Here is a 20551-nt window from a genome sequence, read left to right on the forward strand (position 1 = left end):
GAGGAATACTACTATGCAAGATTCCACAAGCTGCAGCCATGGCTGTCACCTTAACTCCGACGCAGAGGATCGTCAGCAATATTGCATTTCCATTGTGCCCCTGTTCAATCATCTCGATCTTGATGAATTGAGGGAGATCGTCCAGACGACTCGTTCCCATCAATTCCCCAAGGGCCAGATCGTCTATCACTCCGGCGAGACCTCGGAAGGCTTGTACATTGTCCATAAAGGAAGTATGAAAATTTACCGACTCTCCGGCAACGGCAAGGAGCAACTGATCCGGATTCTCGGCCCGGGGGATTTTACCGGAGAATTATCGCTGTTCTCCGCATCCGTGCACGAATCCTATGCCGAAGCTCTCGAGCCATTGGAGCTGTGCATCATGAGCCGGGATAGCCTGCAGAGCTTCCTGCTGAAATACCCGCAAATCGCCCTGAAGATGCTGGGCGAGTTCACCTCCCGTCTGGCGGAGAGCGAGAAGCAGGCCACTCGTATTGCTACCGAAACGGTAGAAACCCGTATTGCATTGTACTTGTCCAACCTGTCTGAAATGCAAAAGAACAGCGGAATTACCTTGCCGATGAGCCGAAAGCACCTGGCCTCCTATCTTGGAACCACCCCCGAGACGATCAGCCGCAAGCTGGCCGACTTTGAAGCATCAGGCTGGATCTCGCAGCAAGGACAGCGGCAAATCCAGATTCTCAACCTCGACGCGCTGCTGCTTGTATGACGCTGAATAATGCAAGTGTGCGCTGCAATAGCCAATATAAACCGAGCAATGATTGATGCTGCATGCCAGGGGCAACGTGTGAAGTGTGCTTACGATCGCTGTTGCTCGCGGATTCCTTTGATTAAATAAAATCTGAAATTGTAGGAATCCACTCACAAAGGCGATCGTAGCAATCCTTCACACGTTGCCCCTCTAACTCGCCCCCCCCCCGATGTTTAACTGTTCTTTGCTATTGCACACTTCCTGCCATAACAAATAAAACCGGCCCCAAGGATATGTCGCTAACGCACGCACATAATCCCTGGGGCCGGCTTCTTTTTATAAAGAGGATTATTCTCCAGCTACGAACCGATACAGATTCTCAACCTTCTCTTCGGTCAGTTCGCCGCTATTATCAAATACAAGAATGGATGATTCCGGGATCGCCCATTGAATATCCGGTACGAATTGCACGCGGTGCTTGAAGTCATCCCAATGCTCGAGCTTCCAGGTGTCGCGTTCTGTCTGGCGGTCAATGATACGCGTCTTCTGCAGGTCCATGTCCTTAAGCGTCACAGCAACCACCTTCACGTCAACCTCAGCATGCGTCTTGCCAGCGGCTGCCAATACCGCTTCGATCCATGCCTTGTTTTTTAGCTCAGCCGTGAAAGGAGAAATCATGAACACATTCTGTCCTGCAGCCAGGTTCTCAATGCAGATATCCTTGGTCGTATCATATTCCAGATCGCGCAGATGCTTCTTGTAAAAGTCGGAATCCCGATCATTCACGTCCAGCCCGTTCATTTCCAGCATCTTCTCCACAAACCGGCCGCCTACTGTATCCCGGTCCAGAAATGCCGCCTGCATCCGTTCTGCCAGCTTAAGGGCTACGGTTGTCTTACCGGTTCCAGCCACTCCTACGAAAAATACCAATTTTTGCATGCGTCTAATGTCCCCTCCCATTCACCTATACATCCGCCGAGGCAATCCGACGCTTCGTCTCCTGTACCAGCTCCTGAATATTATCCTGCAGTCTGGCTTGCAGCTCCTCTGCAATATCGAAGCCGCCTTGCTCTGTTCTGGCTACCTGGGAATCGATGGTATAGACGCCGCCCAAAATATGGCGCGCACCCAATGCAGACAAGACCGGCTTTAAGCTATAGTCAATCGACAGCAAGTGTGCCAGACTCCCTCCGATAAATAACGGGAGAATGATTTTCCCTGCCAATCCCTTTTGCGGAACGAGGTCCAGGAATGTCTTCAATACGCCGGTGTAGGAAGCTTTATACACCGGACTGGCTACGATTACGGCATCCGCTTCGGCAACGAGCGCATTGGCCTTGACGATGGCCTCGCTCTCGAATTTTGTATGAATCAGATCCTCGGGCGGCAATTCACCCACGTTGACATGATTTACTTCAATGCCTTCCTGCGCAAGCAATTCTTCCGCCAGCGCGATAATTGCCGTTAATCTGGAGCCAGGTGTAGGTGTTCCATTGATCACTGTTACCTTTGCCATCTGCGTATCCCTTCCTTTATCTGAAAAGCAATTCCGATTATTTTAGTATACTTTGAATTGATGCTATCAATATTTTTAGGAAAAGTCAACGGATTCTCCCCGTCAGCACTCTCTTATAGGCAAACGCATATATATAGCAAGAATGTTTGTATCGCGTACCCCACCCGAGAGGAGTTCATACGGTTATGATTCCAGTGTATCCCTATTACGGCTTTGAGCAAGTGTGCATGGAGCAGCCGATTGCTTTTCCCCCTCAGCATCAGCCGGTTCAACCAGGCCTGGAGAGCGAAATGCAGCCTAGACCTATCTTTGAAAATCCAGCCTATTGCGGCAGCGGCAAGTTAAAGGGGAAGACGGCTATAATTACCGGCGGAGACAGCGGCATCGGCCGGGCTACAGCCATCGCGTTCGCCAAGGAGGGAGCCGACCTCGTCATTCCCTATCTATGGGAAACCTCCGATGCCGAGGAGACCTGCCGGCGTATCGAACAGATCGGACAGCGATGTCTCCTGCTGAAGATTGATCTGCGGCATAAAAAGAACTGCGAGCATGTCATCTCCGAGACGGTCCGCTGCTTCGGCAAGCTTGATGTGCTAGTCAATAATCATGGTGTCCAGTACCCGCAGCAGAGCATTGCCGACATTTCTGAAGAACAGCTGTATCAGACGTTCCAGACAAATATTTTTCCGTTCTTCTTCCTGGTGCAGGCCGCGCTTCCCCACTTAAAGCCGGGCAGCACCATTATAAATACGGCCTCCATCACGGCCTATGCCGGCCATAAGACACTCATCGATTATTCATCGGCCAAAGGAGCGATTGTCTCCTTCACCCGTTCACTGGCTCTTTCCTTGATAGACTGCGGCGTCCGTGTCAATGCGGTCGCTCCGGGATCCGTCTGGACTCCGCTCATTCCGTCCAGCTTCTCCGCCGAGGAGGTTAAAACCTTCGGCACGGATGCCCCGATTAAACGGGCCGGACAGCCATTCGAGCTAGCCCCGGCCTATGTATATCTCGCCAGCGATGATTCATCATTTGCGACCGGCGAGGTGCTGCATGTAAACGGCGGTGCAATGGTGACTACTTAGGCGAGCACAGCAGCCATCGCTGCACCTTGCCATCACCCTGCACTCCTTCAGGCACAGACGGTTTTACTTAACACCGTTCGGTAACTATTAGTAACCGACGGTGAAACGCGCTTGATAGAACTGGGGATCCTCCACCTCATCCAGCAAAGCCACGGCGAAATCTTCGACAGAGATCCGGCTTTGATCCAGTTCGTCCTTCACTAGCTGCGAGATCCCGATTCGAAATTGTCCGGTTCGGGATCCCGGCTCGATGACGGCGGCAGGACTGAGCACGGTCCAGGCAGAATCCGAAGCTCGATATACCTGTAGGGCATCCTCATGAGCTCGGGCCAGGGGCTTTATCTCGTCCGGAAACTCAGGCGTGTCCAACAATTGAACTCCATTCCCGATCTCTAATCCTCCGGCTCCCCCAACGGCGATAAGGCGGCGTACTCCCCCTTTTCGGATGCCTTCAAGAAGTGAACGTGTCGCCTCCACCAATTCGCTCTCCGCTCCGAACCTTGGCCCGTAAGCGCTGATGGCAACATCACAGCCTTCCACCGCAGCTGCAATGGAATCAGGCATCAGAATATCCCCGGTCACCTTTATCATGCCTTCATGGCCCTCCCTGGACAAAGGCTTGTCCGGATCCCGCAGCACGGCAACGACCTGATGGTCTCTGCGCAGTGCCTCTTCCAGAATCGCCTTCCCAATCGTCCCTGTTGCTCCAAATAACGCGATTTTCATAAATGAATTCCTCCCGATTTCAAGATTCTGTTGCTTTGCTATATGGTATTTCCTAATATCAGTTAAGCTAAATATTATAGTTGAACTAATAGTTGTACGCTGGAGGCAGCATATTAAATGTTCTTGCGGTAGATTTTAAGGATCATTACCCCTTTTAAGCCCGTGTGATATTTTCCTATTTTTTCAAGGTAGTGCTTGATAATTATATTATCATTATGCAATAGTGGAGGAAGGAATATCGAAAGGGTGATACCGTTTGTCACTGTCGGAATCGATGGACTCGCTCGTGTTCTTCGGAATGTCCTGGGTCGGAATCCTTGCTAGTGTCGTAGGACTGCTCATTATTTACGGTGTAACACTTAAATTCTCAACCGAACGTGAACGCCACCGGATTGACCGGATTGGAGCAACCCTGAAGCTGTATACGTCAGCAGAAAGCGCACTGATCTCCGCGCTTGAACAGAATAACCTAACCCGGGAGGATAGACAAATCCTGTTTGATCGGATGCTCGCCTGCCGGAGTGCCCCCTATATAACAACTGACTTGCTGATGCAGATATCCGCATGTGCGGAGGAGCCCGATCCGGCTCGCCTGCCCTTATTGCTCAAGACGCTTCAAAGAGAGTGTGAACGCCTATGTACGGAGCGGGATAAGCTGCTTCATCGCTCAGAATCACCTGGATGGGGATATGCCCTATGGAAAACGATCCGTCCTGCTGTTCCATTTGTGTTTGCCATTGTAATATTAGTGTTGCTAAGAAGGTTGTTCTTTCTCATCTATGCGCTCAGCGTATCCTCATCAATAGGTCTATTAGAGCTCATAAATCCCTGGAGCCAATTCGGTTCTGCCTTGTTCTCGCTGCTGCTCCTGTATCCTGCGGTGATGGGGGGAAATCGGCAGAATGTCGGTTCCGTAATGCTGCGCCTTTGGTCTGTCCTTATCGCCGCATTGTATCTCTTGAACCTGCTCGGTGGGTCATTCGCTCCATACATTCTGGTGTTGCAGTTGCTGTTATTTTTGGCCGGCTTCCGTCTAACCGGCTCAAAGCCGCGTAAATCCCGCCCTTTTGCAGGCCATTACCAGAAGGACTCCAAGGAGCTGCGCTCTCCGGCTATAGAGGAGTCTGATGCCCCGAATACTTCTTACTCGAGCGATTCCAACAATGACTAGGTCTCTGGGATTTAGATAAACTTCATCCCATTAAATAAGGGACAAAGCAGGTTTTTCCTGCTCTGTCCCTTATTTGTATGCCGCATAGGCAGCCTAACCTCTGCTTACGCCGAATTTAAATCTCTGCCTTGCGCCGAGGCTTCGGATCCTGACGCGAAGGCCCGCCCTTTCTTCCGCTAGCTGTGCCGTTCAGCTCATATCGCTTTCGTTCCGTACGTTCTACTTGGACAATTTGTCCTTCATGAACCACGATGTTTAGCGATCCGAACTCCAATTCATCAAGCAGCTCAGCGATCCGGTCTAACCATACCCCATCCACTTTTAACGGTTTCGCCACGTCTGCAGCCCCCTCCCAAAGGAACCTCCAAAAATCTGTGCTGCTAATGGCTGCTCTTGCGTGTAAACCAGCCTTTCAGCAGCAAAGTGACCAATGCCAGCAGCAGAAGCAAGGATGCTACAGCAAAGGAAGCCGAAAATTGATACTCGTTGTACAAAATCTCCACATGCAATGGCAAGGTGTTCGTCTCGCCGCGAATATGACCTGATACGACCGAGACGGCTCCGAACTCCCCCATCGCTCTGGCATTACACAATATGATGCCGTACAGAAGACCCCATTTGATATTAGGCAGCGTCACCTTCCAGAATACACGGAACCCTCGTGCTCCCAGTGTAACTGCCGCCTCCTCCTCCTGCTGCCCCTGATCCTCCATTAACGGAATCAGCTCCCGGGCAACAAACGGGAAGGTAACGAACATCGTCGCAAGAATAATTCCCGGCAACGCAAAAATGATCTTAATGTCATGTGCCTGCAACCAAGGGCCAAACCAGCCGTGAGCCCCGTAGACAAGTACATAGATCAAGCCGCCGATCACCGGAGATACGGCAAAGGGCAGATCAATCAGGGTCACGAGAAGCTGTTTACCCCGAAAGCGGAACTTGGTTATCGCCCAAGCAGCAGCCACGCCGAAGATGGTATTTAACGGTACCGTTATAAGGGCAACCAGCAATGTAAGCCGGAGTGCGGATAAGGCATCCGGATCACGGATTGCCTCCACATACACGCCCCATCCTTTCTTTAGCGCTTCCGTAATCACCACTGCCAGCGGCAATACGATCAGCCATAACAGCACCAGCAAAGCCGTGCCGATCAGAATCCATTTCACGGCTCCGGTAGAACGGGTAGTCTGATTCCTTGAAACTGAGGCTTTAGCTGTATTCATAGGTACAGAACCGGCCATTTGCATAACTCCTCTCCGAATTTCCTTAGTGTCAGGTCGCGAGTCTTCTCCAATTCATCCTTAGCGTGCGGTCTTGCGAACCCAGCGCTGAAGCGAATTGATCAGCAGAAGCAGCACGAACGAAATCGTCAGCAGGATAATGGCTACCGCAGTGGCTCCCGCGTAGTCAAACTGCTCCAGCTTCGACATAATCAGCAGCGGAGCAATCTCGGTCTTCATCGGCATATTGCCGGAGATAAAGACCACAGAGCCGTACTCGCCGATTCCCCGCGAGAAGGCCAGTGCGAAGCCCGTTAACAGCGGAGGGAGCAGTTCTGGAAAGACCACTCTCCAGAAGGTGCGGAAACGGCTGGCGCCAAGTGTAGCAGCCGCCTCTTCCACCTCTGCATCCAAATCCTGCAGCACCGGCTGAACCGTTCTGACGACAAAAGGAATGCCTATAAACATCAAGGCAAGCGTAATTCCAATCGGGGAGAATGCAAGCCGGATCCCCAGCGGCTCGAACCAGGAACCGATCCAGCCGTTCTGGGAATAGATGGCGGTCAGCGAGACGCCTGCAACTGCCGTAGGAAGCGCAAACGGCAGGTCGATGATCGCATCAAACCATCTTTTTCCGGGAAAATCGTATCTGACCAGCACCCAGGCCAGCAGCAGACCGAGCAGCGTATCGATCAAGCCTGCCGCCGCTGCGGTCATAAAGCTGACTTTATACGAAGCGAGCACTCGCGGATCCGTAGCAACACTCCAGAATTTCTCCCAGGTCAACCCGGTCGAATTAAGCAGCAGAGCAGATAACGGGATTAATACAACGAGGCTAAGATATACCACGCTATAACCCATTGTCAGCCCGAAACCCGGGAGCACCCCGCGTTTGGAAACGCCAGTTTGCATCATTGTTCATCCTTTCCTCGGGCTTCGCTACGGCTTCCTTCCGGTCCGTGAATGCCCCTCCGCTTCGTGCGGTCGGTAATGGTCAAGATTATTTAGGAGCATAAATCTGGTTGAATATGCCTCCATCATTGAAGTGCTTCGGCTGAGCCTCGGCCCATCCTCCAAATACCTCGTCAATGGTAAACAGTTTGATCTCCGGGAACTGGTCCGCGAACTTTTCCTTTACACTATCCAATGTCGGACGGTAATAATTCTCGGCTGCAATGGTCTGGCCTTCCTCTGAATACAAGTACTCCAGATAGGCAGCAGCAACCTCGGCGGTTCCCCGTTTATTCGCGTTCTTATCCACGATGGCAACCGGCGGCTCCGCCAGAATACTCTCCGATGGATAGACGATATCAAATTTGTCCGGACCAAGCTCCTTCACCGACAGCCAAGCTTCATTCTCCCAAGCCAGGAGCACATCGCCGAGACCTCGTTCCACGAAAGTGGTAGTAGCTCCGCGGGCGCCGCTGTCAAGCACCGGCACATGCTCGAACAATTCCTTCACAAACTCCTGTGCCTTAGCTTCGTCATTATTGTTGTTATGCAGCGCGTAACCCCAAGCAGCGAGATAATTCCAGCGTGCTCCGCCTGAAGTTTGAGGATTTGGGGTGATTACCTCGACCCCGTCCTTAATCAAGTCATCCCAATCCTGGATATCCTTCGGGTTCCCCTTGCGAACCAGAAATACGATCGTGGAGGTATAAGGCGAACTGTTAAGCTCATACTCACTCTGCCAGCCCTCATCGATCAATCCGGTTTCTTGAATCGCGTCAATATCGTAGCCCAATGCCAGGGTTACGACGTCCGCCTCAAGTCCATCAATCACCGCCCGGCTTTGCTTGCCGGAGCCGCCATGCGATTGCTTGATCGTTACCTTTTGCCCCTTTTCCTTTTCCCAATAAGCAGCAAATGCCTTGTTATATTGCTCGTATAATTCTCTAGTCGGGTCGTAGGATACATTCAAAAGTTCTACGCTTCCCTTGCTTTCACCGCCGGAATCTCCGCTTGCGCTCTTCGCATCCGAATCTGATCCGCAGGCGGCGAGCACCGCCGTCATTGCTACAACTATTCCCAGCAGAACTCCCTTTTTGATCCCCTTTTTCATCGTATCACTCCTCATCCTCTTCCCGAATTTTCATTTCTCTTAGCAAGTCTTCCTGGTTTGACAGGTTTTGCCAATACAGCAAACGGAGTAACGCGCTGCCTCCTGACCGGTCAGACCGAGCCGCTACCCGTGTCTGCCAAGGCAAGCAGAGCGTTCCTCCGTGCGTACGGCCAGAACAACTTGATTATTCCTACCTGTTTAGTTTGTTATGGTGCTATTCTATATGGCGGGGCATGGGTTGTCAAACCTTTTTTTACAAAAAAAGAACGCCTCACGGCGTCCCAAGTGATTCCTTATGTTTAGAGTGCAGGTTCAAAAAGTCGGCTTTCAGCAAGTTGTGAGAACCTGAAGAGAACTATCTCATACTCATAAAAGTTCTATACATACCGGCTGCTTCAAAGCCAGCCTATGCTCTGTCGCAGTCAGTTCTCCAGTGGCCGGGTCCCTGCGAAATACGGCAATATCGTCTCCATTCTGGTTCGCGATCAGCACAAAGCGTTCAAGCACGGCAAAATTGCGCGGCCAGTTTATTTTCCCGCAGGTCCACTCCGGCGCATCCAGCATTCCCGTCTCCAAATTCACCGTAAGCTTGACGATGCTGTCATGCCCCCGATTGGAGCCGTATACGTATCGGCCGTCCGGAGACAGATGGAGATCAGCCGGGTAATTCTCTCCCCCGAAATCCCCCGGTACGGTTGGAACATGCTGAAGAATCTCCAAATGCCCTTGAATCCGGTTATAAGCAAAGACTGTAATCGTACTGTTCAGCTCATTGATCGCATAGGCATGCCTTTCGTTCGGATGGATAAGGAAATGGCGGGGCCCAGCGCCCGGCGGAAGCTCTACTTCTCCTGCCGTAGTCAGCTTTCCTTCTTGCAGATCATAATAGATAATCTGATCCAGCCCCAGATCGCATACATAAGCATAGCGCCCTTCTGCATCAGAAACGATGCTATGGGCATGAGCTGCCTCCTGCCGGTCCTCGCGGAATCCCTGGCCCATATGCTGGACTATGGCTGCGGGCTCAGCAGCGGCTCCCCGCTCATCCAGCACATAACGATTCACATGGCCGCTGGAGTAATTGGCCGCATATAAGCTGCCTATTCCATCCAACGATAAATGGCATGGATCCGCGCCTTCTGTCGAAATCTGAGCCAATTGGGTCAGTGTGCCGTTCCCTTGATCAATCTCATAACTGAACACCGCCCCCTCGCTTTGCTCGCTGACAGCATAGAGCCGGGTATGATCCTGATTGACTACCAGGAACGAAGGGTTCTTAATACCTGAAGTGCCATGCAGCACTTGAAGCTCTCCCGTGTTGTTATCCAGTTCGCAGAGATGAATGCCATCGCTGCTCTCCTCTGCATAAGATCCTACGTAGAACAAGAGCTTATCATCACGGTTTATGTTATTCATTGCAATTCCTCCCTGGAATAAAGGTTCTTTGCCGTCGATCAGACGTTGTACCTCGGACAATCGAATTCCGGAAAAGTACGACTCCAGCCGCTCTTCTCCGCCAATCAGAATTACTTCCATGGCAGGTTGGATCTTCGAGGAAATCCGGCAGGCTGAATCTTCGCTCCCCGAGCACCAACCAGAACGCAGCGCACCCCGGGCAAATATCCGGTACAAATCACCGAGCGTTATTTCTTGGAGCGGAAGGTTCAGTTGGTAGCCTCCCCCTGCCCCCTCTTTAGTAGTAACATAGTGCTCTTTGCGTAATACCGCAAGCACCTTTCTGACCCGGGCAGGGTGGGTGGACACGCTGGCTGCAATCTGCTCGCTGTTAGCCTGCTTACATTTTAAGTGAGACAGATAGAGCAGGCAGTGGACCGCGATCGTAAATTCACTGTTCACCTTGTTTTCCCCTCCCTTCAGGTCGATTGAAACAGAAGCTGCAGAATATGTTATAATGTTCTAGCTTAAAGAGGTTGTTCATAAAATCATCTTTTGAGCACAAAGTATCACTTAATGATCTGCTGTCAAGAAAGGGATCTGTTAAATGAGCCAACTATTAAATTCGCCGTATTTCCAGCTGTTTTTTACAATTGGAGCCGCATTGATGGCTATATCCGTCCTTATCGTCCGGCTTAAGGCGAGCCGTCGTCCTGTGACGATCAAGAAGATTATCATTCCCCCGCTGGGAATGGCTACAGGCTTCCTAATGTTTATTGAGCCGCAAATGCAAATCCCATGGATCTGGGTGATTGTTGCGTTTGCTGCCGGATGGTTCCTGTTCTCCTACCCCTTGGTTCGTACCACCCATTTCGAGACGGTCGAGGGAGAAGTGTATGCCAAGCGTTCGCCTGGCTTCGCCTATATTCTGATCGGACTGTTAGCTGTCCGCCTTGCTCTGCATGAAGTTGTAGAGCAATACATTTCCGTGCTCCAGACGGGCTCCGTCTTTTTCATCCTTGCCTTCGGAATGATTCTCCGCTGGAGATTATTTATGTACAAGAAATTCAAGGCGATTCAGCATTAGTTCCAAGATATTTCATTTCATCCGGGGATGCAATCCCCTGCTCTTAATGAAAACAAGCTGCCTTCCGGCCATTACCGGGAAGCAGCTTGTTTGTTGTTGCAGAATCAGTGTTAATCTGGGATTAACTTTCGGATTTCAGAGAACTAGAGTTAATCAGCTGAGGCAAGAGCTTGGTTCCCTTTACCATTTCAGAGGAACACAGCGGACATACCGGATTATAATCAAACGCAAAGTTATCCCTCATCCATCCGTTGCAATCATCGCTTATGCAAGACCAAACCGCGGTGTTCTCCTCAGGAATCTCTTCAATCGTTTTTTTACGGTAGTTCATGATTACCTCCTAGAATGTTATCTATTGCCAGAGTGCCGAAAAAGAATACAAAAGCCGCCCTCAACGCAGAGCGTTAAGGGCAGCCGGTTCTGCATTACAGTTTTACGACATTCTCGGCTTGCGGCCCGCGATTGCCTTGAACCACATTAAATTGAACACGTGCGCCTTCGTCCAGCGATTTAAAGCCATCGCCGGTAATTGCGCTGTAATGAACGAAAACATCCTTGCCGCCTTCAACTTCGATAAATCCGAAGCCTTTTTCGGCATTGAACCATTTTACTGTTCCAGTTTCCATGTTGTTTCCTCCTCAATACAGATTAACATGTTCCTTTTTTCGTAAAAAAAATTCACACATTGAAAAAAGTTCATTCAAAAAAATTGACACTCTTTTCAACATGCGAATATCACTTCTTTAAATTTCCAGATGTATTAATTATACTCTGCTGGAAATTAAAAAGCAAATGATTAAGCAAGGATACCCAAGGAATTTTCAGTCTGCCTGCTGGACAGACCGGAGTTACGTGTCTATAATGACTAGTGTATCCGCAGTTACATAGTTCGGGGGAGCTGGAATAAGGCCGGCTGAGATTGTATCCCATCAAGATACTGACCCTTTAACCTGATCTGGGTAATGCCAGCGTAGGAAGAATGACAGAGCATGGCTCGTATATTTTGCCATGAACCTACGCGTCCCGCATTCGGGGCGCTTTTTTTATCCCAATACGCCGTGCAAGGAACTCTATCGCATTTTCTTCACGGTTCAGGAGAACGTAAACCTATCGCTGCGGAAATTCATGCACTAGAAGGAGTGGATTTCTGTGAAGAAAAAAACGCTGTTCCCGCTCGCTATGGCCGTCTTGCTTGCAGCCATGCTTGCAGGCTGCGGAAATCAGGGCAGCTCTGAAGGAACAAAAGGGCAGGCAGCCCTGAAGGACGTAACCGTTGTGTTGGACTGGAGTCCCAACACGAATCACACCGGACTTTATGCCGCCAGAGAACTGGGGTATTACGAAGCGGAAGGATTGAACGTAGAGATCGCGCTCCCGGGCTCAGGCGGCGCAGATGCCATGGTTGCTTCCGATGAAGTTCCCTTCGGCGTAAGCGTGCAGGAGAACGTGACCCAAAGCCGTTTGCAAGGAGTCCCGCTCGTCTCGATTGCGGCGGTTATCCAGCATAACACATCAGGCTTCGCGGCTCCGGTAGACCGCGTAATCCAATCGCCTAAGGATTACGAAGGTAAAACTTACGGCGGCTGGGGATCCCCTGTAGAGGAAGCGATTATGAAGTCCATTATGGATGTGGACGGCGGCGACATATCCAAAGTCAAGCTTGTCAATATTGGTGAGGCAGACTATTTCACAGCCGTGAAGCGGGATATTGATTTTGCGTGGATCTTCTATGCGTGGACCGGAATTGAGGCCGAGCTGCGCGGAGAACCGCTGGACATGCAATATATTAAAGATTATTCGGACCAACTGGACTACTATACGCCGGTAATCGTCACCAATGAGAAGACCATTGCAAATGATCCGGACCTGGTGCGGGCATTCATGCGTGCTACCTCCAAGGGTTATCAGTATGCAGCCGAGCATCCGGAGGAATCTGCAGATCTGCTGCTAAAGGCTGTACCCGAGCTGGACAAGGAGCTCGTTCATGCCAGCCAGAAATGGCTGAGTCCGAAGTACCAGGATGATGCAGCACGTTGGGGAGAACAAAAGCCGGAAGTCTGGAAGAACTATTCCGACTGGATGTACGAGCGCGGACTGATCGAGAAAGAGCTGGATATCGACAGCGCCTTTACGAACGACTTTTTACCTGAGACGAACTGAATTTAGCAGAAGTTATATAAGTTGAACTTAGAAGTTACGTAAAAGGGCATAAGTATGAAGTGTTCTGTAGTGAAAGCTTTCTGTAAGAAAGCTACATCGAGAGCATACGCTCGTAAGCGGTCGCCTTTGTGAGTGGGATTTCTACCTTAGAGATGGCTTAGTGCAGTCAGAAAAATCCGCGAACAACAGTGATCATAAGGATACTTCATACGTTGCCCCTATCGTAAATTCCTCTGTATTTAACTTATATAGATCACTTAATCTAATTCAAGAGAGGATGTTCCACTATGTCAAACACATTGCTCAGTATTCAGATTATTCCGAAGACACCTAACGGCGAGGACTCCATCCCTTATGTAGACCGTGCCATCGAGGTTATCCAGAGCTCCGGGGTCAAATATCAGGTCAATGCCTTGGAGACAACGATGGAAGGAGACCTGGATGAGCTGCTGGAAATCGTGAAAAAGATGAATGTGGCGGTCGCTGAATCCGGAAGCAACAGCATCATTTCGCAGGTTAAAATCGTATACAATCCTGAGAAGGGCGTCAGCATGGATAAGCTGGTCGAGAAATACCGTCCATGAATTCCCGCCGTCTCTGGAACAGGATTTGGCCGCCGCTTGCGGCGGTCATCCTGTTTATACTGGTATGGCAAGTATCCACCTCCCTATTTAATATTGAACAGTGGGTTTTGCCCAGCCCTTCAACCATTGCCGATCAGGCCGTATCCGAAGCCGCCGGCCTCTGGGTCCATACCTTCGCAACACTTCGCCTGATGCTGCTTGGTTTTGTTATCGGGAGTGTTGTCGGGCTTTTGGTATCCTTTCTGCTGCACTATATTCCATTTCTAAAATCCGCCTTATACCCGCTCATCATCCTGAGCCAAAACGTGCCTACGATTGCGCTCGCACCGCTTCTGATGATCTGGTTCGGGTTCGGGTTGCTGCCGAAGATTATCGTTATTACACTCGTCTGCTTCTTCCCTGTCGCCGTAGCCGCCATGGACGGACTGACGCGCACGGACCGGGTTATGCTTGACTATATGCGAATGTCCGGGGCATCCAGACGGGCTGTCTTCACCAAGCTGGAGGTTCCCCATGCGCTGCCGTCGATATTCTCCGGATTAAAGATCGCAGCAACCTACAGCGTTATGGGGGCCATTATTGCCGAGTGGATCGGGGCGGACAAAGGAATCGGATATTATATGATGCTGCAAAAAGCATCGTTTCGGACAGATCGTACTTTCGTCGCCATCGCAGTGATTGTCATCGTCAGTCTTGCCATGTTCGCTATGGTCGCTATGCTTGAGAAATGGCTGATCCGCTACAATCCAACAGAGGATACACAGAAATGAGGGGAATACAATGAACATGATTCAATCTCAGCAGCCGAATCTTCCGGCCCCTGCGCTTGAGCTTCAGAACATCAGCCTTGCGTTCGCCGATGGTTCACAGCGCCTGCCCGTATTGAATGATATCTCCCTCACTGTGCCCTCCGGTCAGTTTATCTCCATTGTCGGACCCTCCGGCAGTGGAAAAAGCACGCTCTTTCATGTAATAGGCGGCCTGCTTCGACCGGAACAGGGCCGTGTACGGATCAATGGACAGGATGTGACTGGAGAGCGGGGCTACATCAGCTATGTTCCGCAAAGGCCGGCATTGTTTCCCTGGCGGACAACCCGTGATAACATTTTGCTGGCAAGAGAAATCTCCGGAGGTGTCGACCAGAATGTTCGAGCCGAAGCGGAGAACTGGATAGCGAAGGCCGGATTAAAAGGATTCGAGAAAGCTTATCCTCATATGCTGTCCGGAGGAATGCAGCAGCGAGCCTCCTTCCTGCGCGGTCTGATCGCTCCACAGGAGCTGCTTTGTCTGGATGAGCCCTTCAGCTCGCTGGATGAATTGACCCGCCATGAAATGCAAGAATGGCTACTGGAGCTGTGGGAGGAACAACGCCGTTCGGTCTTACTCATCACACACAGCATTGAGGAAGCCCTCTTGCTATCGGATACGGTCTATCTATTTTCCAATCGGCCCGCTTCCATCATCCATAAGGTCGATGTCCCCTTTGAACGGCCCCGCCGCAAGGATATTGCCAATGACCCTGAATTTCTCAGACTCAAGCGCGAGGTCAGTGATCGTATGGTTGAACAACAACACAAAAAGCCAATCTGAGCGGTATTTCCCGCTCGGATTGGCTTTATTTATTGATTATAAAGAATATATACTCAGCGTCTGTTCCGATATTTCCATCATTGCATGCACGATATCCGGGTCAAACTGAGCGTTTGCATTACGAATCAACTCAAGTCTCGCCTCGCTCAGACTGATTCTTCTCCGGTATATTTTGTTGGATGTCATGGAATCAAAAGCATCGAGCACCGCGCAGACCCGAGCGCCAAGCGGGATATTCGTGCCTGCAAGCCCGTCAGGATATCCTTTTCCATCCCACCGCTCATGATGATGCCTTACAATCGAGATGATCTCCGGGCCAAAGCCGGGATCGCTCTCCAGCATCTTCGCGCCGATCTCCGGATGACTGCGTATGATCTTCCATTGCTCCTCATCGAAGTTATCCCTCTGCATAATCAATTCCCGAGAGATGGCCGTCTTACCGATATCATGCAGGAAGCACCCGCGGGTCAACTGGCCTGCGGCCTCTTCGCTCAGTTCCAGCGGAACAGCTATCTTCTCGGCCAGCATGGCCAGACGCGACGAATGGTGATAGATATCAGGATGCTTATCTCTCAGCTTCTTAATCCATATTGTCGCTTCCGGACCCCGCTCCCATCCCAAATTATCCACGTTGATACTTGAAGCAACCAACAGCCTGCCTCCTAAAACCTGATTCACAAGTCTTTATATTTTGCTGTTCTACTATTGGAACACTTTTACATTATAGGTCAAAAGTTTTGAAATGCATAGGAATTAAGCGACAATAATCTCTTAAAATATTAACTTTTCGCCAAAAACAGGCCTTTAGTTGCATATAATACTACCTACAACCTTGTCGATTGACTTGCAAATCCGATCATGGTAAGTTAAATTATATTCTAATTAGATAATTGTTTAATTTGTTTAAGGAGGGATCAGAATGCAGATTGATCGTATTGTTCAGTTCCATAAGACGATCGGCGATATTACCCGTGTACGCATAGTTGCTCTGCTAAGAAGCGGTCCCCTTCACGGCCAGGCACTGGCCGGAAAGCTGGGGGTATCCCCTCCAACGATTACTCATCATATGACTAAATTAAGGGAGGCGGACCTCATATACGAACGCAGAGAGAAGAATACGATTTATTTCTATCTGAATGAGAAGAGCCTGAATCAACAAGCGGAAGCGATACTGAGCATCGGGGGCGGCGGGTCGGACTCATCTTCCCGGGAGCCCGCCGGAGACCTGGCCCTGCAGAAACAGACGGTCATCAAGAATTTCTTTACCAAGGAAGGCAGGCTCAAGCATTTGCCGGCACAGCAGAAGAAGAAGCGGATCGTGCTCGAGCATCTGGTCGAGGGCTTGAAGCCCAACACGAAGTATGCAGAGAAAGAGATTAATGAGTACATCAAGCAGTATCACGAGGACTATGCGACGATTCGGCGCGAATTTATTATGCATCAATACATGTACCGGGAGAATGGAATTTATGAGTTGAACCCTCGGGAAATCTGGGAGAAGCCTTAACGGCCTCCCTATTTTTTTAATACAACGATTAGATATCCATCAAATTAGACACTCAATTAAAGATACTTGTGTAAAAGGAGTTATTATGCTTATTCGAAAAGGACTACTTCACCAAGAGAGAGATTATGCAAGATTATTCGGGGCTGGAATCGTGAACGGAATTGGTGATCGCTTTAGCCAGGTGGCTGTGCTGGGGCTACTACTGTCATTAACCGGCTCTGGGCTTGCCGTAGGAATCGCGTTTGCACTTCGGCTTGTTCCTTATCTGATCTTTGCACCGATTGGCGGCTGGTTAGCAGACCGTTTCCCCAAGAAGCAATTAATGGTTGCAACAGACCTCATCAGGACAGTCTTTGCCCTGCTTCCGTTATTTGTTAAGGACGTTGGTGACATCTGGATCATCTGGTTATCCATGTTTCTGCTGTCTGCCGGAGAAGCGCTCTATGTCCCAGCCCGGATGTCAGCAATCCCGCTTCTGGTAAGAAAGGAGCATCTCCTGAAAATCAACAGCCTGGAAGAGGTAATGACCGGCTTTATTTTGATTTTCGGTTCAGTAACCGGGGGTGCCGTGGCGGTCTGGTTCGGTTCGGGGGCCTCATTCCTGTGCAATGCCGTATCTTTCCTGATATCCGCACTGCTGCTGGCGAAGCTGCCTCAGCTATCCAAGACTGCGCAGCATGACGAGCATAAGCAGCCGCAATCAGGCTCCCTGAATCATTCACAATCAGAGCCGATAGCACGCAGACAAGGATGGGCTGAATTCAAGTCATTGCTTGCCGCCTCTCCCTACCTGCGACTCATGCTCTTTATTTATGCGGTATGGCCGATCGGTGACGGGATCTTTAATATTTTGCTCAGCATATATGCCACAGAAGTGTTCCATGCTGGCGATTTCGGAATCGGGCTAATGTACGGAGCGCTAGGCATCGGGCTTATCGCCGGTTCAAGCTTGACCGGAAGATTCGTCGGTCGGCTTCGGATCGCCGCAATCCTCACACTGCTCGCCGAAGGAATATGCCATATCCTCGTCAGCCAGAGCGGTTCTATGCTGATTGCCGCCGGACTTATGGTACTGACAGCTGCCATCTCCAGTATCGGAGGAGCCTGCAACCAGACCCTTCTGATGAATACCGTACCCGAGTACCTAAGAGGAAGATTCATGGGCATACTCGGTTCCATGCAAAACACGATCATGGGAATCTCCATGTTCTTGAGCGGATTTCTGCTGGAAGTCCTTGCCCCGAGAATGCTTGGACTGGCTGGCGGCATACTCCTCATGACGATGGGCACTTGCTTTACTGCCGTCTACCTGCTCTTCCGTCCCCGTCTACAGGCATGATGCCTAATCCTTAAGGAATCCCTTATCCTGCAAATAATGCTTCATATGTGTCCGGGAAGGATGAGCGAGCTTCTCCGCCATTAAGACCGACCACGGCGTATCCTTCGCTCCGCCGGTTCTCTCCCGCAGGTACTCCGCCATGACCTCATCATACCGCTCCACAGCGGCCTCCACTTGCTGCGAACAGTACTGCTCCCAATGGAGCACCGCTTCCTGCGGCAGCCGCGGCCGCTGTCCGGGATTCTGATCCGGGTAGCCGAGACACATGCCGAATACCGGATAGGCCAGCTCTGGCAGCCCGAGCAGCTCGGACACCTCCCGACTATGGTTCCGGATGCCGCCAATATAGACAATGCCAAGTCCCATTGATTCCGCAGCTACAGCCGCATTCTGTGCGGCAAGCGCAGCATCGACGGTCGCCACAATGAAGTTTTCAGTCGTCTCCTCATAGCTTTGCTTCTCGGGAAGATGACGCTCCGCGGCGCGCTTCAACCGTGACAGATCGCCGCACCAGACCAGAAATACCGGACACTCTCCGATGTAAGTCTGCCGTCCGCACAGCTCCTTCAGCTTATCCTTTTGCTCAGGGTCCGTAACTGCAATCACCGTATACGCCTGCACATGACTGGAGCTGGAGGCCATCTGCCCTGCGGCCACAACCGTCTCTACCTGTTCCTTCGTCACCGGTGCATCCGAATACTTCCGGATCGAGCGATGATTCATCAATAATGAGATTGTATCATTCATATCGGATTCTGCTCCCTTCAATGAACTAATGTATAGGGTGTGCCGCGTTGAATGTCTTTCCTATTACACTTGATATTGCCGGATGCCCGGCGGTATGTAGCTTTCAATAAAAGCCTCGATTTGCCCGATCGAATCCGAAAACAGGATTTTACTCCGGTCTTCCGTGCTCAAGAAGCCTTCATCCACCATTTTGCCGTAAAAGGAATCCACATGATCGTAGTACCCGTTTTTATTATAAAAAATACAAGGGTTTTCATTCTGTCCGATTCTCGCCCAAGAGACGCATTCCGTAATCTCCTCCAGCGTGCCGGGACCGCCGGGCAAGGCCAGATACGCCTTGCTTAAATCCATCATATATTTCTTTCGCTCCGGCATGGAATCTACCACGATCAGCTCTGTCAGATGAGGATGGGCCAGCTCACGGTCGCGAAGGAAGCCCGGAATAATTCCAATAACCTCCCCGCCATGACTCAAGACGGTATCCGCCAATATCCCCATTAACCCTGCTCTTCCTCCGCCATAAACCAATACATGTCCCTGACGGGCGATCCATTCCCCGATCTCAACCGCCGCCTCCTGATAAACAGGCGAGTTGCCTAAACTTGCTCCGCAATATACCGCTATATTCATCTATCTGATCCTGCCTTTCCTGTTTAGTCGCTTAATTATCATAACACAGAACACATGTTTGTCTCTATTCCGAAGTTACCTATTTACAGTAATATACAAAAGTGATATCATTTAAATATCAAATCAATATCCTACTATAAGGAGTGCTCGTTATGTTAAGAGAAAAAGAGTTGTCCTATTTGAACGGGTTCGCGGGCCTGCTGTTTATCGTTCTTATCGGCAGCGCAGGGGGCTATCTGATCTCCCTTCAATCCACACTCCCGCTGATTGTCGGAATTATCGCATGTGCGATTGCGCTTATTCTGCTAACCGGACTTACCGTTGTACAGCCGAACCAGTCCCACGTCCTGACCTTCTTCGGCCGATATCTGGGGGTCATCCGCAAGAGCGGCTTCTATCTGTCGGTTCCATTTTCCACACGCAAAGCGGTATCGCTCCGCGTTCGCAACTTCAACAGCGCCAAGCTGAAGGTGAATGATGTAAACGGAAATCCGATCGAGATCGCAACGGTCGTTGTCTTCTCCGTCGTGGACTCGGCAGCCGCCCTGTTCGAGGTAGATGAATACGAAACCTTTGTTGAGATTCAAAGCGAGACGGCCCTGCGTCATGTAGCCAGCAAATACGCTTACGATCAACCGGACGGCACGGGCTTCTCCTTGCGGGCCAACACCGAAGAGATTGCACTGGAGCTGACCGAGGAGCTGCAAAAGCGGCTTGAAATTGCCGGCGTAAAGGTCATTGAATCCCGTCTTACCCACCTGGCCTATTCGACAGAGATCGCAAGCGCCATGCTGCAACGCCAACAGGCCGAGGCAATCATTGCCGCCCGCGAGAAAATTGTCGACGGTGCCGTAACCATGGTACAAATGGCTATCGAGCGCCTGCAAAGCGATAATGTCGTCGAACTGGATGACGAGCGCAAAGCAGCTATGATCAACAATCTGCTTGTTGCCGTCGTGGCTGACCGCTCCGCCCAGCCGGTCATTAATACCAGCTCGCTGTACTAAGGGACATCCAGAC

Annotated in this window: 25 protein-coding genes and 1 riboswitch; of the genes, 11 read left to right on the plus strand and 14 right to left on the minus strand. The window is 50.6% G+C overall.

What is annotated here, in order from left to right:
* Positions 1-13: 13 nt before the first annotated feature.
* The gene (locus KQJ23_RS00490; RefSeq protein ID WP_216476633.1) at positions 14-730 is read left to right on the plus strand and encodes a Crp/Fnr family transcriptional regulator; all 717 of its coding nucleotides are present in this window, start codon (positions 14-16) and stop codon (positions 728-730) included.
* Positions 731-1060: 330 nt separating this feature from the next.
* Here KQJ23_RS00490 and KQJ23_RS00495 read toward each other — a convergent pair whose 3' ends face one another.
* Both KQJ23_RS00495 and ssuE read right to left on the minus strand, forming a co-directional pair.
* Positions 1061-1651, minus strand: coding sequence for a P-loop nucleotide/nucleoside kinase family protein (locus KQJ23_RS00495; protein WP_216476634.1), 591 nt, complete (start codon positions 1649-1651; stop codon positions 1061-1063).
* 25 nt (positions 1652-1676) lie between these two features.
* The gene (gene ssuE / locus KQJ23_RS00500) at positions 1677-2228 is read right to left on the minus strand and encodes an NADPH-dependent FMN reductase (protein ID WP_216476635.1); all 552 of its coding nucleotides are present in this window, start codon (positions 2226-2228) and stop codon (positions 1677-1679) included.
* A 185-nt stretch (positions 2229-2413) separates the two neighbouring features.
* Between ssuE and KQJ23_RS00505 the strand changes: the two genes are divergently transcribed.
* The gene (locus tag KQJ23_RS00505) at positions 2414-3313 is read left to right on the plus strand and encodes an SDR family oxidoreductase (RefSeq protein ID WP_216476636.1); all 900 of its coding nucleotides are present in this window, start codon (positions 2414-2416) and stop codon (positions 3311-3313) included.
* 87 nt (positions 3314-3400) lie between these two features.
* On the opposite strand, the gene KQJ23_RS00510 is transcribed toward KQJ23_RS00505, so the two are convergent.
* Complete coding sequence (locus KQJ23_RS00510) at positions 3401-4039, minus strand: NAD(P)-dependent oxidoreductase (RefSeq protein WP_216476637.1); 639 nt, start codon at positions 4037-4039, stop codon at positions 3401-3403.
* A gap of 256 nt (positions 4040-4295) precedes the next feature.
* On the opposite strand from KQJ23_RS00510, the gene KQJ23_RS00515 reads away from it, so the two are divergent.
* On the plus strand, positions 4296-5210 hold the full coding sequence (locus KQJ23_RS00515; RefSeq protein ID WP_216476638.1) for a hypothetical protein: 915 nt from the start codon (positions 4296-4298) through the stop codon (positions 5208-5210).
* Between the two features lie 115 nt (positions 5211-5325).
* Here KQJ23_RS00515 and KQJ23_RS00520 read toward each other — a convergent pair whose 3' ends face one another.
* The 6 genes from KQJ23_RS00520 to KQJ23_RS00545 all read right to left on the minus strand — a co-directional run bounded on the left by KQJ23_RS00520 (position 5326) and on the right by KQJ23_RS00545 (position 10349).
* Positions 5326-5547, minus strand: coding sequence for a YezD family protein (locus KQJ23_RS00520; RefSeq protein WP_044480307.1), 222 nt, complete (start codon positions 5545-5547; stop codon positions 5326-5328).
* Between the two features lie 43 nt (positions 5548-5590).
* Positions 5591-6433 carry a sulfate ABC transporter permease subunit CysW gene (gene cysW, locus KQJ23_RS00525; protein WP_249529405.1) on the minus strand — a complete coding sequence of 281 codons (843 nt, stop codon included), beginning with the start codon at positions 6431-6433 and terminating at the stop codon, positions 5591-5593.
* Positions 6434-6511: 78 nt separating this feature from the next.
* Positions 6512-7342 carry a sulfate ABC transporter permease subunit CysT gene (gene cysT / locus KQJ23_RS00530; protein ID WP_044480309.1) on the minus strand — a complete coding sequence of 277 codons (831 nt, stop codon included), beginning with the start codon at positions 7340-7342 and terminating at the stop codon, positions 6512-6514.
* 88 nt (positions 7343-7430) lie between these two features.
* Positions 7431-8492 carry a sulfate ABC transporter substrate-binding protein gene (locus KQJ23_RS00535; protein WP_216476640.1) on the minus strand — a complete coding sequence of 354 codons (1062 nt, stop codon included), beginning with the start codon at positions 8490-8492 and terminating at the stop codon, positions 7431-7433.
* A 4-nt stretch (positions 8493-8496) separates the two neighbouring features.
* Entirely contained in the window at positions 8497-8637 is a 141-nt protein-coding gene (locus tag KQJ23_RS00540; protein WP_216476641.1) for a hypothetical protein, read from the minus strand.
* A gap of 221 nt (positions 8638-8858) precedes the next feature.
* Positions 8859-10349 carry a beta-propeller fold lactonase family protein gene (locus tag KQJ23_RS00545; protein WP_216476642.1) on the minus strand — a complete coding sequence of 497 codons (1491 nt, stop codon included), beginning with the start codon at positions 10347-10349 and terminating at the stop codon, positions 8859-8861.
* Between the two features lie 145 nt (positions 10350-10494).
* Between KQJ23_RS00545 and KQJ23_RS00550 the strand changes: the two genes are divergently transcribed.
* Positions 10495-10974 carry a CcdC family protein gene (locus tag KQJ23_RS00550; RefSeq protein WP_216476643.1) on the plus strand — a complete coding sequence of 160 codons (480 nt, stop codon included), beginning with the start codon at positions 10495-10497 and terminating at the stop codon, positions 10972-10974.
* A gap of 121 nt (positions 10975-11095) precedes the next feature.
* On the opposite strand, the gene KQJ23_RS00555 is transcribed toward KQJ23_RS00550, so the two are convergent.
* Positions 11096-11305: a cold-shock protein gene (locus tag KQJ23_RS00555; protein WP_216476644.1), complete on the minus strand. Its 210-nt coding sequence runs from the start codon at positions 11303-11305 to the stop codon at positions 11096-11098.
* A 94-nt stretch (positions 11306-11399) separates the two neighbouring features.
* Positions 11400-11600 (minus strand): cold-shock protein, encoded by a 201-nt coding sequence (locus tag KQJ23_RS00560; protein WP_044480314.1) that lies wholly within the window; start codon positions 11598-11600, stop codon positions 11400-11402.
* 255 nt (positions 11601-11855) lie between these two features.
* Positions 11856-11968, plus strand: a riboswitch (TPP riboswitch).
* 206 nt (positions 11969-12174) lie between these two features.
* Here KQJ23_RS00560 and KQJ23_RS00565 point away from each other — a divergent pair.
* The 4 genes from KQJ23_RS00565 to KQJ23_RS00580 all read left to right on the plus strand — a co-directional run bounded on the left by KQJ23_RS00565 (position 12175) and on the right by KQJ23_RS00580 (position 15308).
* Entirely contained in the window at positions 12175-13134 is a 960-nt protein-coding gene (locus KQJ23_RS00565) for an ABC transporter substrate-binding protein (protein WP_249529434.1), read from the plus strand.
* A gap of 287 nt (positions 13135-13421) precedes the next feature.
* On the plus strand, positions 13422-13718 hold the full coding sequence (locus KQJ23_RS00570) for a thiamine-binding protein (RefSeq protein WP_216476645.1): 297 nt from the start codon (positions 13422-13424) through the stop codon (positions 13716-13718).
* A complete protein-coding gene (locus KQJ23_RS00575; protein WP_216476646.1) occupies positions 13715-14488 on the plus strand; it encodes an ABC transporter permease in 774 nt (257 codons plus the stop codon). Before KQJ23_RS00570 ends, KQJ23_RS00575 begins: the two co-directional genes overlap by 4 nt.
* A 10-nt stretch (positions 14489-14498) precedes the next feature.
* Entirely contained in the window at positions 14499-15308 is an 810-nt protein-coding gene (locus tag KQJ23_RS00580; protein WP_216476647.1) for an ABC transporter ATP-binding protein, read from the plus strand.
* Between the two features lie 36 nt (positions 15309-15344).
* On the opposite strand, the gene KQJ23_RS00585 is transcribed toward KQJ23_RS00580, so the two are convergent.
* Positions 15345-15959, minus strand: a complete 615-nt coding sequence (locus KQJ23_RS00585) for an HD-GYP domain-containing protein (protein ID WP_249529406.1) — start codon at positions 15957-15959, stop codon at positions 15345-15347.
* Between the two features lie 268 nt (positions 15960-16227).
* On the opposite strand from KQJ23_RS00585, the gene KQJ23_RS00590 reads away from it, so the two are divergent.
* On the plus strand, positions 16228-16815 hold the full coding sequence (locus tag KQJ23_RS00590; protein WP_216476648.1) for a DUF2087 domain-containing protein: 588 nt from the start codon (positions 16228-16230) through the stop codon (positions 16813-16815).
* Positions 16816-16900: 85 nt separating this feature from the next.
* The gene (locus KQJ23_RS00595) at positions 16901-18154 is read left to right on the plus strand and encodes an MFS transporter (RefSeq protein ID WP_216476649.1); all 1254 of its coding nucleotides are present in this window, start codon (positions 16901-16903) and stop codon (positions 18152-18154) included.
* A gap of 3 nt (positions 18155-18157) precedes the next feature.
* Here the strand turns inward: KQJ23_RS00595 and nfsA are convergent, their stop codons facing one another.
* Together nfsA and KQJ23_RS00605 are read right to left on the minus strand one after the other, a co-directional pair.
* Positions 18158-18901, minus strand: a complete 744-nt coding sequence (gene nfsA / locus KQJ23_RS00600) for an oxygen-insensitive NADPH nitroreductase (RefSeq protein WP_216476650.1) — start codon at positions 18899-18901, stop codon at positions 18158-18160.
* Between the two features lie 63 nt (positions 18902-18964).
* Positions 18965-19531, minus strand: a complete 567-nt coding sequence (locus tag KQJ23_RS00605) for an LOG family protein (protein WP_216476651.1) — start codon at positions 19529-19531, stop codon at positions 18965-18967.
* A gap of 152 nt (positions 19532-19683) precedes the next feature.
* On the opposite strand from KQJ23_RS00605, the gene KQJ23_RS00610 reads away from it, so the two are divergent.
* Positions 19684-20538 (plus strand): SPFH domain-containing protein, encoded by an 855-nt coding sequence (locus KQJ23_RS00610; protein ID WP_216476652.1) that lies wholly within the window; start codon positions 19684-19686, stop codon positions 20536-20538.
* The last annotated feature ends 13 nt before the right edge of the window (positions 20539-20551 follow it).

The organism is Paenibacillus brevis (assembly GCF_018919145.1).
Taxonomy (GTDB): Bacteria; Bacillota; Bacilli; order Paenibacillales; family Paenibacillaceae; genus Fontibacillus; species Fontibacillus brevis.

Bases quoted from the DNA above. Each gene is read 5' to 3' on its own strand.
- KQJ23_RS00490 (WP_216476633.1), top strand. From the start codon at position 14: ATGCAAGATTCCACAAGCTGCAGCCATGGCTGTCACCTTAACTCCGAC.
- KQJ23_RS00495 (WP_216476634.1), bottom strand. From the start codon at position 1,651: ATGCAAAAATTGGTATTTTTCGTAGGAGTGGCTGGAACCGGTAAGACA.
- ssuE (WP_216476635.1), bottom strand. From the start codon at position 2,228: ATGGCAAAGGTAACAGTGATCAATGGAACACCTACACCTGGCTCCAGA.
- KQJ23_RS00505 (WP_216476636.1), top strand. From the start codon at position 2,414: ATGATTCCAGTGTATCCCTATTACGGCTTTGAGCAAGTGTGCATGGAG.
- KQJ23_RS00510 (WP_216476637.1), bottom strand. From the start codon at position 4,039: ATGAAAATCGCGTTATTTGGAGCAACAGGGACGATTGGGAAGGCGATT.
- cysW (WP_249529405.1), bottom strand. From the start codon at position 6,433: ATGAATACAGCTAAAGCCTCAGTTTCAAGGAATCAGACTACCCGTTCT.
- cysT (WP_044480309.1), bottom strand. From the start codon at position 7,342: ATGCAAACTGGCGTTTCCAAACGCGGGGTGCTCCCGGGTTTCGGGCTG.
- KQJ23_RS00535 (WP_216476640.1), bottom strand. From the start codon at position 8,492: ATGAAAAAGGGGATCAAAAAGGGAGTTCTGCTGGGAATAGTTGTAGCA.
- KQJ23_RS00550 (WP_216476643.1), top strand. From the start codon at position 10,495: ATGAGCCAACTATTAAATTCGCCGTATTTCCAGCTGTTTTTTACAATT.
- KQJ23_RS00555 (WP_216476644.1), bottom strand. From the start codon at position 11,305: ATGAACTACCGTAAAAAAACGATTGAAGAGATTCCTGAGGAGAACACC.
- KQJ23_RS00560 (WP_044480314.1), bottom strand. From the start codon at position 11,600: ATGGAAACTGGAACAGTAAAATGGTTCAATGCCGAAAAAGGCTTCGGA.
- KQJ23_RS00565 (WP_249529434.1), top strand. From the start codon at position 12,175: ATGCTTGCAGGCTGCGGAAATCAGGGCAGCTCTGAAGGAACAAAAGGG.
- KQJ23_RS00570 (WP_216476645.1), top strand. From the start codon at position 13,422: ATGTCAAACACATTGCTCAGTATTCAGATTATTCCGAAGACACCTAAC.
- KQJ23_RS00575 (WP_216476646.1), top strand. From the start codon at position 13,715: ATGAATTCCCGCCGTCTCTGGAACAGGATTTGGCCGCCGCTTGCGGCG.
- KQJ23_RS00580 (WP_216476647.1), top strand. From the start codon at position 14,499: ATGAACATGATTCAATCTCAGCAGCCGAATCTTCCGGCCCCTGCGCTT.
- KQJ23_RS00590 (WP_216476648.1), top strand. From the start codon at position 16,228: ATGCAGATTGATCGTATTGTTCAGTTCCATAAGACGATCGGCGATATT.
- KQJ23_RS00595 (WP_216476649.1), top strand. From the start codon at position 16,901: ATGCTTATTCGAAAAGGACTACTTCACCAAGAGAGAGATTATGCAAGA.
- nfsA (WP_216476650.1), bottom strand. From the start codon at position 18,901: ATGAATGATACAATCTCATTATTGATGAATCATCGCTCGATCCGGAAG.
- KQJ23_RS00605 (WP_216476651.1), bottom strand. From the start codon at position 19,531: ATGAATATAGCGGTATATTGCGGAGCAAGTTTAGGCAACTCGCCTGTT.
- KQJ23_RS00610 (WP_216476652.1), top strand. From the start codon at position 19,684: ATGTTAAGAGAAAAAGAGTTGTCCTATTTGAACGGGTTCGCGGGCCTG.